Source organism: Nocardia sp. MH4, from assembly GCF_019266065.1.
GTDB classification, from domain to species: domain Bacteria; phylum Actinomycetota; class Actinomycetes; order Mycobacteriales; family Mycobacteriaceae; genus Nocardia; species Nocardia canadensis.
The window spans coordinates 58,987-70,463 of record NZ_LPNR01000113.1 but is presented as its reverse complement, the minus strand read 5'-3'; the positions used below and the strand labels follow the sequence as shown (position 1 = coordinate 70,463).

Annotated in this window: 14 protein-coding genes and 1 pseudogene; all 15 read left to right on the top strand. The window is 69.5% G+C overall.

All coding sequences use genetic code 11. The features are described 5' to 3' along the window. A pseudogene (locus ATM97_RS25050) lies at nucleotides 1–190 on the top strand (hypothetical protein); the annotation flags it as partial. Between the two features lie 71 nt (nucleotides 191–261). Then, a complete protein-coding gene (gene folE, locus ATM97_RS25045) occupies nucleotides 262–936 on the top strand; it encodes a GTP cyclohydrolase I FolE (protein ID WP_316573368.1) in 675 nt (224 codons plus the stop codon). Beyond that, complete coding sequence (gene folP / locus ATM97_RS25040) at nucleotides 933–1,805, top strand: dihydropteroate synthase (RefSeq protein ID WP_218720637.1); 873 nt, start codon at nucleotides 933–935, stop codon at nucleotides 1,803–1,805. The genes folE and folP overlap by 4 nt, the downstream gene beginning before the upstream one ends. Then, a complete protein-coding gene (folB, locus tag ATM97_RS25035) occupies nucleotides 1,802–2,224 on the top strand; it encodes a dihydroneopterin aldolase (protein WP_218720636.1) in 423 nt (140 codons plus the stop codon). Before folP ends, folB begins: the two co-directional genes overlap by 4 nt. Further along, nucleotides 2,221–2,760 (top strand): 2-amino-4-hydroxy-6-hydroxymethyldihydropteridine diphosphokinase, encoded by a 540-nt coding sequence (gene folK, locus ATM97_RS25030; protein WP_218720635.1) that lies wholly within the window; start codon nucleotides 2,221–2,223, stop codon nucleotides 2,758–2,760. Before folB ends, folK begins: the two co-directional genes overlap by 4 nt. Next, entirely contained in the window at nucleotides 2,754–3,227 is a 474-nt protein-coding gene (locus ATM97_RS25025; protein ID WP_218720634.1) for a DUF3180 domain-containing protein, read from the top strand. The genes folK and ATM97_RS25025 overlap by 7 nt, the downstream gene beginning before the upstream one ends. 68 nt (nucleotides 3,228–3,295) lie before the next feature. Further along, nucleotides 3,296–4,462: a DUF6779 domain-containing protein gene (locus ATM97_RS25020; RefSeq protein ID WP_218720633.1), complete on the top strand. Its 1,167-nt coding sequence runs from the start codon at nucleotides 3,296–3,298 to the stop codon at nucleotides 4,460–4,462. A 276-nt stretch (nucleotides 4,463–4,738) separates the two neighbouring features. Continuing rightward, nucleotides 4,739–5,653, top strand: a complete 915-nt coding sequence (locus tag ATM97_RS25015; RefSeq protein ID WP_218720632.1) for a Rossmann-like and DUF2520 domain-containing protein — start codon at nucleotides 4,739–4,741, stop codon at nucleotides 5,651–5,653. Then, nucleotides 5,653–6,609, top strand: coding sequence for a pantoate--beta-alanine ligase (gene panC, locus ATM97_RS25010; RefSeq protein WP_218720631.1), 957 nt, complete (start codon nucleotides 5,653–5,655; stop codon nucleotides 6,607–6,609). Before ATM97_RS25015 ends, panC begins: the two co-directional genes overlap by 1 nt. A gap of 14 nt (nucleotides 6,610–6,623) precedes the next feature. Further along, entirely contained in the window at nucleotides 6,624–7,043 is a 420-nt protein-coding gene (panD, locus tag ATM97_RS25005; protein ID WP_218720630.1) for an aspartate 1-decarboxylase, read from the top strand. A gap of 19 nt (nucleotides 7,044–7,062) precedes the next feature. Continuing rightward, a complete protein-coding gene (locus ATM97_RS25000; RefSeq protein ID WP_218720629.1) occupies nucleotides 7,063–7,845 on the top strand; it encodes a type III pantothenate kinase in 783 nt (260 codons plus the stop codon). A 162-nt stretch (nucleotides 7,846–8,007) separates the two neighbouring features. After that, nucleotides 8,008–8,604 (top strand): cysteine dioxygenase family protein, encoded by a 597-nt coding sequence (locus ATM97_RS24995; RefSeq protein WP_255588354.1) that lies wholly within the window; start codon nucleotides 8,008–8,010, stop codon nucleotides 8,602–8,604. A gap of 8 nt (nucleotides 8,605–8,612) precedes the next feature. Then, on the top strand, nucleotides 8,613–9,035 hold the full coding sequence (locus ATM97_RS24990; RefSeq protein ID WP_218720644.1) for a rhodanese-like domain-containing protein: 423 nt from the start codon (nucleotides 8,613–8,615) through the stop codon (nucleotides 9,033–9,035). 316 nt (nucleotides 9,036–9,351) lie between these two features. Continuing rightward, a complete protein-coding gene (gene lysS, locus ATM97_RS24985; RefSeq protein WP_218720643.1) occupies nucleotides 9,352–10,818 on the top strand; it encodes a lysine--tRNA ligase in 1,467 nt (488 codons plus the stop codon). Nucleotides 10,819–10,933: 115 nt separating this feature from the next. Further along, the gene (locus ATM97_RS24980; RefSeq protein WP_019044650.1) at nucleotides 10,934–11,296 is read left to right on the top strand and encodes an Lsr2 family protein; all 363 of its coding nucleotides are present in this window, start codon (nucleotides 10,934–10,936) and stop codon (nucleotides 11,294–11,296) included. Nucleotides 11,297–11,477: the final 181 nt, after the last annotated feature.

The following is an 11,477-nucleotide window of genomic DNA, read 5'->3' as shown; positions in this document are numbered from 1 at the left end:
GCCGCCGCGCGACGAGCCGCAGCAGCAGCCGCAGGCTCCGCAGGGCCGGGGCGGTGCCTGGGCCCCGCCGGAGCAGCCGCGGCACGCCGGTGGCTTCCAGCCGTGGGGTGAGCCGCCTGTCGCGCCGCCGCAGCAGCCCGGCACCGAGCCGGAGAACAACGACTGGGAAGGGCCGAACGGCCGCCGCTGACCGGCGGCCAACTACGCTCGACCGTCGGATGCCGGACCATCACCGGCGTCGACATGTGGAGGTGCGGAGAAGTGTCGGCCAACAAGAAGGTCGCTGAGCCAACAGGGAACGGGTCGATCGCCGACGGCGAACTCGGCTCGACGAGCCCGACGGACCTGACGGCGCTGGCCACCGGTCGTCCGTTCGATCAGGACCGGGCCGAGCGCGCGGTCAGGGAACTGCTGCTCGCGGTCGGCGAGGATCCGGACCGTCCCGGTCTGCTCGACACCCCGGCCCGGGTGGCGCGCGCCTACCGGGAAATGTTCGCCGGGCTCTACACCGAGCCCGACGAGGTACTGGCGACGACCTTCGACGAGGGTCACCAGGAGCTCGTGCTGGTCCGCGACATCCCGATGTTCTCCACCTGCGAGCACCACCTGGTGTCCTTCCACGGCGTCGCGCACGTCGGCTACATCCCGGGCACCCACGGCCGGGTCACCGGCCTGTCCAAGCTGGCCCGCGTCGTGGACCTCTACGCCAAGCGCCCGCAGGTGCAGGAGCGGCTGACCAGCCAGATCGCCGACGCGGTGATGCGCAGGCTGGATCCGCGCGGCGCGATCGTCGTGATCGAGGCCGAGCACCTGTGCATGGCCATGCGCGGCATCCGCAAGCCGGGCGCGAGCACCACCACCTCGGCGGTGCGCGGCCTGTTGCAGACCAACGCCGCCTCGCGTTCCGAGGCGCTGGACCTGATCCTGCGCAAATGAGCGAGCACCTCGTGACCGCGCCGCGAGGTGGCCGCTCGTGTGTGGTCATGGGTGTGGTGAACGTGACCGGGGATTCGTTCTCCGACGGTGGCCGCTATCTCGATCCCGACCTCGCGATCGCGCACGGTATCGCGCTGTACGCGGCCGGTGCCGACATCGTCGACGTCGGCGGTGAGTCGACCAGGCCCGGCGCCGACCGGGTCGATCCGGCCACCGAGGCGGGCCGGGTGGCCCCGGTGATCCGCGGTCTGGTCGCCGCGGGCGTGCCGACCAGCGTCGACACCATGCGCGCCGAGGTCGCCGAGGCGGCGCTGGACGCCGGTGTCGCGGTGATCAACGACGTCTCCGGCGGGCGCGCGGACCCGAACATGGTGAAGGTCGTCGCCGAGTCCGGGGTGCCGTGGATCCTCATGCACTGGCGCGCGGGCGCCGACTACCGTCACACGGGCCCCGCCGACCACTACGACGATGTCGTGGCCGAGGTGCGCGCCGAGCTCGCCGCGCAGGTCGACCTGGCCGTGGCCGCCGGGGTCGCCCCCGAACGGCTGATCCTGGACCCCGGCCTCGGCTTCGCCAAGAACGCCGAGCACAACTGGGAACTGCTCGGCGCGCTGCCCGAGCTGGTCGCGGGCGGGCTGCCGATCCTGATCGGCGCCTCCCGGAAACGTTTCCTCGGCGCGCTGCTGGCCGACGCGTCCGGCCCGCGTCCGCCGGACGGCAGGGAGACGGCCACCGCCGCGGTCTCGGCGATCGCCGCCAGCCAGGGCGCGTGGGGTGTGCGGGTGCACGATGTGCGTGCCTCGCTGGACGCGATCGCCGTCGTCGACGCGTGGCGCCGAGCCACTGCCGCCCGAGGAGTCTCCCGATGAACTCACCGCTGCTGCCCCCGCCCGCGGGTAGGCCCGCGACCTCGCGGATCGAGCTGCGCGGTCTGCGCGTGTTCGGCAGGCACGGCGTGTTCGACTTCGAACGCCGCGACGGTCAGGAGTTCGTCGTCGACCTGACGGTGTGGGTCGATTTCGCCGCGGCCGCCGCCTCCGACGACCTGGCCGACACCGTCGACTACGGCGCGCTGGCCGAGCGCGCGGTCAACATCGTCGCCGGTCCGCCGCGCGATCTGATCGAGACCGTGGTCTCCGAGATCGCCGACGATGTGATGACCGACCCGCGCATCGAGGCGGTGGAAGCCGTGGTGCACAAGCCGTCCGCGCCGATTCCGCACACCTTCGCCGACGTGCGGGTGGTGGCGACGCGCTACCGCACGATCGAGCCGGGGCCGCGCCGATGAGTCGCGCCGTCCTGTCGATCGGCTCGAACCTGGGCGACCGGCTCGGGCATCTGCGCGATGTCGTTGCCGCGCTGGGGGAGCGGGCGCTCGCGGTCTCGCCGGTCTACACGACCGCGCCGTGGGGCGGCGTCGAACAGGACGACTATCTCAATGCCGTTGTCGTGGCCGAGGATCCGGGCTTCGACGACTACGCCTGGCTGCGGTTCGGCCAGGACCTCGAGCAGGCGTCGGGCCGGGTCAGGGAGATCCGGTGGGGCGCGCGCACACTCGACGTCGACGTGGTCACCTGCACCGACGACACCGGCGCCGGGATCGTCCGCGCCGGTGATCCCGCGCTGATCCTGCCCCATCCGCAGGCCCACCACCGGGCGTTCGTGCTGGTCCCGTGGCTCGACGTGGAGCCGTCGGCGCGGCTGCGGGTCGACGGCATCGACGTGCCGATCGCCGAGCTGCTGGCCGGCCTCGCGCCGGCCGAGCGGGCCGGGGTGGTGCGAACCGATCTGGTGTTGCGGGACGAGAGCGCTCGCCCGTGCTGAAGCCGACCAGAGTGCTCGATCTGGCGCTGAACGTGGTGGTCGCCGCGGCGATCGCCTGGATCGCCACCCGCTTCGCCTATTCGACCTTCCCGACCATCTCGGTCGCGGCGGGCGCCTCGCTGCTGCCGGTCGCCGCGATCGAGGCGGCGCTGGGCTTCGTCATCAAGGCCAAGATCGCCGACGAGAAGATCGGCGACGGCCCGAACGAATTGCATCCGATCAACGTGGCCCGTGCCGCGGCGCTGGCGAAGGCCTCGATGCAGGTGGGTTCACTGGCCGCCGGGGTGTGGCTCGGCTTCCTACTGTGGGTATTCCCACAGCGCGGCACCCTGACGGCGGCCGCCGCGGATTCGCCGGGCGCGGTCGTCGGCCTGCTCGCCGGTTCCGCCCTGGTTGCTGCGGCTTTGTGGCTGGAGTATTGCTGCCGGGCCCCCGAGGAACCGCCGGACGAACCCGCTACTACCTAGCAACTTGCGGATGGAATCACCGCCGGGTTCGGTGGGCCGACCAGCAGTTTCCGGCTACCCTGGCCCACATGGTTTCACCCTCCCGTAGCACTCCGCCCCGTCGACGGCGGGACGACGCGGGAAAGCTCTTCATCGGCGCCCTCATTCTCCTAGGCCTGACGGCAAGCGTTTTCCTGATCTTCAGCGAAAACGTCCAATACGTACGAGTAGGCCTGGTAGCGGCCCTGTGGGCGGCGGTGATCGGCGCCCTCGCGGCGACCCGCTACCGCAAGGACGCGGCGGTCGACAAGGCGAAGGTGCGCGATCTCCAGACAGTGTACGAGTTGCAGCTCGAACGCGAGATCAACGCCCGCCGCGAATACGAGATGGGGGTCGAGGCGCGGGTGCGCGCCGAAGTCGGCGCCGACGCCTCGGAGATCGCGGCGCTGCGCGCCGAGCTCACCCTGCTCCGCCAGAACCTGCAGGTCCTCTTCGACGGCCCGCTGCCCGACGAGCAGCCTGCCCTGCAAGCCGACGCGGTCCGCATCGATGCCCTGCCCGCCGGTGGCTTCGACGCGTTCGACGACGCGGACCACGATTTCGCCGATAGCCCGGTGGATGCCAACGCCGCCTGGTTCGGTCCGTGGCAGCAACCGCCGAGCGCACTGAAACCCGTCTTCATGCAGCCGGTTTCGGCCAATTTCGCCGACCCCTACGACGACCCGGTCACCGCCGAGACCTCCGCCGTCCAGCTCGACGACTATGCCGAGGCCCAGCAGGCCGAGGCCACGCAGCCCACGTCGGCGCCCGCCGCGCCGACCCCGCCGCCGTCGAACGGCAAGACCCCGCCGCCGCGCCTGTCGGCCCCGAACACCCGCAAGGTCGACGACTTCGGCGCGACGATCACCGACAGCGCCCCGGCCAACGGCGTCACCGGCTCGCAGGCCGCCACCGCCGCGACAGCCGCCGCCGACAACGCCCCGGCCAACGGTGTCACCGGCTCGCAGGCCGACACCGCCCCGGCCTCGCCCGAGCCCGCCGCCGTCGACTCGGCGCCGGACAGCACCGACGAACCCGGCGCCGAGATCCCCCCGGCCGCCGCCGAGACGCCGGCCGCACCCAAGCCCGCCGACACCACCCCGACCGTCGGCACCAGCTCCCGCCGGCGCCGTCGCGCCGAGGAAGAAGGCGCCCCGCGCCTGTCTGTGGCGGATATCATGGCGAACCTCCAATCGGAGTCCAGCTCGCGATCCTGAGTAGTCGATCGCGGGATAGTCTGGAACACGACTAGCCCGTGACGACGGGTTTTCGCGTCGTAGCTGGGTCACTCGCCGGGGACGGGCGAGGTCGACTCGTGCTGTGGTGCCGGCCGCCGACGCGGCGGAACCCGCCGCACGAGTCCGGCCGGATGTCGCGCAGAGGCGGGCAAGCTATTCTCGATCCGTAACGTCCGGTACCCGCCCTGCGGGACTGGAACGCAAATCGAGAGGACAGTGTTGACCTCGAGAAGTGTCAATTCCGATGGCGCGAACGTGGGTGTCGACCCTGCGCCCGCACGACTGACGGTGGGAATCGTCTCGGCGGGACGGGTGGGTTCGGCCCTCGGTGTCGCGCTCGAGCGAGCCGGTCACGTGGTGTTCGGTGTCGCCGCGATCTCCGATGCCTCGGTGCACCGGGCGCGGACGCGGCTGCCCGATTCGCAGATCCTGCCGGTGGAGCAGATCGCCCAGCGCAGTGAGCTGCTGCTGCTGGCGGTCCCCGACGCCGAGCTGGCCGGGCTGGTCCGCGGCCTGGCGAGTGCCGGTGTCGTGCGCCCCGGCACGATCGTGGTGCACACCGCGGGCGCGCACGGTGTCGGCGTGCTGGCGCCGCTCACCGCGCAGGGCGCACTCGGCCTGGCCATCCACCCCGCGATGACCTTCACCGGCCACGACGAGGACATCGACCGCCTGGCCAACGCCTGCTTCGGCGTCACCGCCGCCGACGAGGTCGGCTACGCGATCGGCCAGGCGCTGGTCATCGAGATGGGCGGCGAGCCAGTCAAGGTGGCCGAGGAGCAGCGCACGCTGTATCACGCCGCCCTCGCGCACGGCGCCAACCACCTGGTCACGGTCATCGTCGATGCGGTCACCGCCTTGCGCGCGGCCATGGACGGGCCGGGCCTGCTCGGTCAGCCGGTGGTCGACGATCAGCCCAACGGCCTGCCGGAACGTCTGCTCGCCCCGCTCGTCTCCGCCGCGCTCGACAACGCTTTGCGCCGGGGCCGGGCCGCGCTGACCGGCCCGGTCGCGCGCGGCGACGTCGACGCGGTCGCCGCGCACCTGTCCGCCCTGGCTGCCGTGGACCAGCGCTTGGCCGCCGCCTATCGCGCGATGTCGCTGCGCACCGCCGAACTCGCCCAGACCAATCCGGCCCTGCTGGACCTGCTCGCCAAGGAAGGCCACTGATGGAACCCAGACAAGTGCACCACCACCAGGGCGGCGCGCGGGCGACCGGCGCGTACCAGCCCGGCGTGCTGACCGTGCACCACAGCCCCGAGGTCGTCGACACGGTGACCAAGGCGCTGCGGGGCGCGGGCCGCACGATCGGTTTCGTGCCGACGATGGGCGCGCTGCACGAGGGTCATCTGCAGCTGGTCCGTCAGGCCAAGCTGACCAACCAGGTCGTGATCGTCTCGATCTTCGTCAATCCGCTGCAGTTCGGCGCGAACGAGGACCTCGACGCCTACCCGCGCACCCTCGACGCCGACCTCGAACTGCTCCGGCACGAGGGCGTCGACCTGGTGTTCGCGCCGTCGGTCTCCGACATGTACCCCGAGGGCCCGCGCACCACGGTGCTGCCCGGCCCGATCGGCGCCGAGCTCGAGGGCGGCAGCAGGCCGACGCATTTCGCGGGCATGCTCACCGTCGTCGCGAAGCTGCTCAATATCGCCCACGCCTCCGAGGCGTACTTCGGCGAGAAGGACTACCAGCAGCTCACGCTGATCCGGCAGATGGTCCGCGACCTGAACATGGACGTGAAGATCGTCGCCTATCCGACGGTCCGCGAGCCCGACGGTCTCGCGCTGTCCTCGCGCAACCGCTACCTCGACGCCACCCAGCGAGAGGCGGCGCTGGGCCTGTCGGCCGCGCTGGCCGCGGGCAGACACGCCGCTGGCCTCGGCCCGGAGGCGGTCGTGCGGGCCGCGCGCGCGGTGCTCGACGCCGTCGACGGTCTGGACGTGGACTACCTCGAACTGCGCGACAGCAACCTGGGCCCCGCGCCCACCGCGGGCAATGCCCGGCTGCTGGTCGCCGCCAAGGTCGGCGCCACCCGGCTGATCGACAATGCCCCGATTGTTCTCGGCGCCCAGATCGACGGGCACCCCGACGCGAACTCCCTGCCTGCCGCGCAGGCGAACTGAGAAAGGCGACGACGATGTTGCGCACCATGATGAAGTCGAAGATCCACCGTGCCACGGTGACCCACGCCGACCTGCACTACGTGGGTTCGGTGACCGTCGACCAGGATCTGCTCGACGCCGCCGATCTGCTCGAGGGCGAGCAGGTCTGCATCGTCGACATCGACAACGGCGCCCGCCTGGAGACCTATGTCATCGCCGGTGAGCGCGGCTCGGGCGTGATCGGGATCAACGGCGCCGCCGCCCATCTCGTGCACCCCGGCGACCTGGTCATCCTGATCGCCTACGGCCAGCTGGACGAGCAGGAGCTGCGCGACTACGACCCGAAGGTGGTCTTCGTCGACGACCGCAACCGCCCGGTGGAGCTCGGTTCGGACCCGGCGCACGCGCCCGAGGGTTCCGGCCTGACCTCCCCGCGCTCGCTGTCGTTCGCCTGAGCGCGGCGGGGGGACAGCGATGCTGCTGACGATCGACGTCCGCAACACCGGAATCGAACTCGGTCTCTTCTCCGGCAGCGGCGAGCACGCGACCTTGGCGCGGCACTGGCGCATCCACACCAATCCACTGCTCACCGCCGACGAGTTCGCGATGCAGGTGCGCGGTCTGATCGGTGAGGAGCTCGACCAGGTGGTCGGCGTCTCGGCGCTGTCGACCGTGCCGCCGGTGCTGCGCGAGCTGCGCACCATGCTCGCGCGCTACTGGGCGCACGTGCCGCATGTGCTGGTCGAGCCCGGCGTGCGCACCGGCATCCCGCTGCTGGTGGACAACCCGAAGGAGGTCGGCGCCGATCGCATCGTCAACTGCCTGGCGGCCTATCGCCGCTTCGGCGGTCCCGCGATCGTGGTCGACTTCGGCACCGCGATCTGCGTCGACCTGGTCTCGGCCAAGGGGGAGTTCCTCGGCGGCGTGATCGCGCCCGGCGTGGAGATCTCCACCGAGGCGCTGGTCGAGCGCAGCGCGCTGCGCCGGGTGGAGCTGACCCGCCCGCGCTCGGTGCTGGGCAAGAACAGCATGGAGTGCATGCAGTCCGGGGCGGTGTTCGGTTTCGCCGGCCTGGTCGACGGCCTGATCGATCGCATCCGCGACGAGTTCGACGCCTTCTCCGGCACCGATGTCACCGTCGTCGCGACGGGCGCGGGCGCGCCGTTGATCGTGCCGGAATCGGAGACCATCGATCAGCACGAGCCGCATCTGACGCTGACCGGTCTGCGCCACGTCTACGAACGCAACAAGAAGTGACTGTGGCGCAGGTCATTTTCGCCGTAGCGCGCGTCGACTGCTAAACTCACGCTCGTGTACTTCCGTGTGAGCACCCAGGAGTGTTGTCGAGGCTGACCTGCCTCGACCGTTCGAGGCTGACGTTTTCCCCTCGACCGTTTCACACCTCCTGGAGATTCGCTCATGCGTTCTTCCGTCCTTTCCCTTTCCTCCGCGCGCGACGGCTACTCCGCGACACCCCCGCTCGACCGGGCGGTGGCTTCGGCGTTGCCGACCCGGCTGCGGCCCGCTGACCTGCTGCGACTCACCGATGAGGGCGCCGAAGACGTCCTCGCCGGTCGCTACGATCACCTGCTGCCCGCCGACGGGGTCTGGCCGACGGAACAGCGCTGGGCCACCCGGCTGATCGCCGACGACGAGGTCGATGTCTGGCTGATCAGCTGGACGCCGGGTAAATCCACCGAATTGCACGATCACGCCGGTTCGCTGGGCGCCCTCACGGTGCTCAGCGGCGCGCTCTCGGAATTCCGCTGGAATGGCTCGGAGCTACGCAGGCGCACGCTCGCCGCCGGCGATCAGGCCTCGTTCCCGATCGGCTGGGTCCACGACGTGGTTCGGGCGCCCGCAGCCGCCGAATCCGTCGGTCCGCTGGATCCGACGCTGAGCGTGCACGCCTATTCCCCGCCGTTGTCGGCGATGTCCTATTACGAGGTGACCGGCCACGGCACCTTGCGGCGAACCAAAACCGTCCTCACCGACCAGCCCGAAGGTGACCTGTGATGAGTCGTTTGACGATTGATCAGATGCTCGAGAACGCCCGCGCCGACCTACGCAGGCTCTACGTCTACGACCTGTCCGCGGCTTTGGCCAGGGGCGCGATTCTGGTCGACATCCGCCCGGCCGCGCAGCGGGTTCGGGAGGGTTCGCTGCCGGGTGCGCTTGTCATCGAACGCAATGTCCTGGAATGGCGACTGGATCCGACCTCCTCGGCGCGTTTGTCGCTGGCCGTCGACCACGACGTGGAATGGATCATCTTCTGCTCGGAGGGCTACACCTCGAGTTTGGCCGCGGCGTCGTTGCAGCAACTCGGTTTGCACCGCGCCACCGATCTCATCGGCGGCTACCAGGCACTGAAGTCCGCGGGGTTGCTGACCGTCGCGGTGGGGGCGCCGCACTTTGCCCGTGAGGTGAATGCGCTCGCCTCGTTGTAGCGACGCCGGGCCGGTGGCCGGACCGCCCGACCGGCGGTCCGGCCACTGCTCGTTCCGGGCCCGGCGGCGGATGGGTTGGGTTGTCCGCGTGCGGATTCGGGGGCCGCGGTGGCGGCGTTTTGTTTCGATGGTGTGACGTGGATTGCATTCGGCCGAGGAATGGCCGGTGCGGTGTCCGGTTACCGTGGAGTTCGGTACGGGCAGGCCGCAATAGCATTTCCGGCGCACGCTACTGTTATCGGATGTGAGCACCCCTAACCCCGCCGATACCGGCCGCGCCGTCAGTTCCGCCGTGGACAGTGATGTTCCCGAGCAGATGCGGATTCGCCGGGACAAGCGGGAACGGCTGCTCGCCCAGGGCGGCGAGGCCTATCCGGTAGTGGTCCCGCGCACCCACACGCTGGCCGAAATTCGGGCCGCCTACCCGGATCTGGAGCCCGATACCCAGACCGGCCTGCAGGTCGGCATCGCGGGGCGCGTCATTTTCGTCCGCAATACCGGCAAGCTGTGCTTCGCCACCTTGCAGGAAGGCGACGGCACCAAGCTGCAGGCGATGATCAGCCTCAACGGCGTCGGCGCCGACGCGCTGGCCGCCTGGAAGTCCGATGTGGACCTCGGTGACTTCGTGTTCGTGCACGGTGAGGTCATCTCCTCGCGGACCGGTGAATTGAGCGTGATGGCCGATTCCTGGTCGATGGCGGCCAAGTCGTTGCGACCGCTGCCGGTGGCGCACAAGGAGATGAACGAGGAGTCGCGCGTCCGGCAGCGCTATGTCGACCTGATCGTGCGCCCCGAGGCCAGGGAAATGGCCCGTACCCGCGTGAACGTGGTCCGCGCGCTGCGCACCGCGCTGGAGCGCCGCGGCTTCCTCGAGGTCGAGACCCCGATGCTGCAGACCATCCACGGCGGCGCCGCCGCGCGCCCGTTCGTCACCCATTCCAATGCGCTGGACATGGAGTTGTTCCTGCGTATCGCGCCGGAGCTGTTCCTGAAGCGCTGTGTGGTCGGTGGCCTGGAGAAGGTCTTCGAGATCAACCGGAACTTCCGCAACGAAGGCGCCGACTCGACCCATTCGCCCGAGTTCGCGATGCTGGAAACCTACGAGGCTTACGGCACCTACGACGACTCCGCGAAGATGACCCGGGAATTGATCCAGGAAGTCGCGCAGGAGGCATTCGGCACCCTCGTGGTGACACTGGCCGACGGCACGGAATATGATCTCGGTGGCGAGTGGACGACGGTCGAGATGTATCCCTCGCTGTCGGAGTCGATCGGGGTGGAGGTCACTCCGGAAACCACTGTCGAGGAATTGCTCGCGCTCGCCGATCGGGTCGGTCTGGAAATTCCCGCGGGCAAGGGCTACGGTCACGGGAAACTCGTCGAAGAACTGTGGGAACATGCGTATGGCGACAAGCTGTACGCGCCGACTTTCGTTCGCGACTTCCCGGTGGAGACCTCCCCGCTGACCCGTCAGCACCGCAGCAAGGGCGGCGTGACGGAGAAGTGGGACCTGTATGTTCGCGGCTTCGAGTTGGCAACGGGCTATTCGGAACTGGTCGACCCGGTGATCCAGCGGGAACGGTTCGTCGATCAGGCCAGGCTGGCCGCCGCGGGCGATGACGAGGCCATGGTGCTCGACGAAGACTTCCTCGCCGCGATGGAACACGGCATGCCGCCGACCACCGGAACCGGTATGGGAATCGATCGGTTGTTGATGGCACTGACCGGTTTGGGAATCCGGGAAACGATCCTGTTCCCGATTGTCCGGCCGAGTAGTCGCTGACCAGTCGATTTGCGAGGTGAAGACCTCGTGTTGGAATTTTCGTAATTAGAGGTATTCTTGCCTCGGGTATTCGGCCTGGAGGCAGGCTTGACGATTTCGAGAGGACGTTCATCTCATGGCAAAGAAGGTCACCGTTAGCCTGATCGACGATGTCGACGGTGAGTCCATCGCGGACGAGACCATCGAGTTCGCTATCGATGGCGTGTCGTACGAGATCGATCTGTCCGAGGCTAACGCGGCGCGGCTGCGCGAAGGCTTGGACGAGTGGGTCGCCAACGCCCGTCGCGTGAGTGGCCGTCGCCGGGTGAAGGCGGCAGGGGCGCCGGCACCGCAGGGGAAGAGCCGCGTTTCCATGGACCGCGAACAGAGCGCCGCAATTCGTGAATGGGCCCGTCGCAAGGGCCACAAGGTCTCCGCTCGCGGCCGCATCTCGGCCGACATCACCGAGGCGTACAACAAGGAAGTCGGCAAGGCCTGAATTTCGACGGCGGTCCGGGGTTGCTGACGCGGCGATCCCGGACCGCTCTGCTGTCAGCGGTGTACTCCCAGGTCGGGACATGCGTCGGCGGTCTCCCGGGGACTCCTGGAGAGATAGACTGATGTTCGTGCGCAAGGTTTTTCAGGTCGGCGAGGGTCGACGGTCCGACCCGATTCGGCGA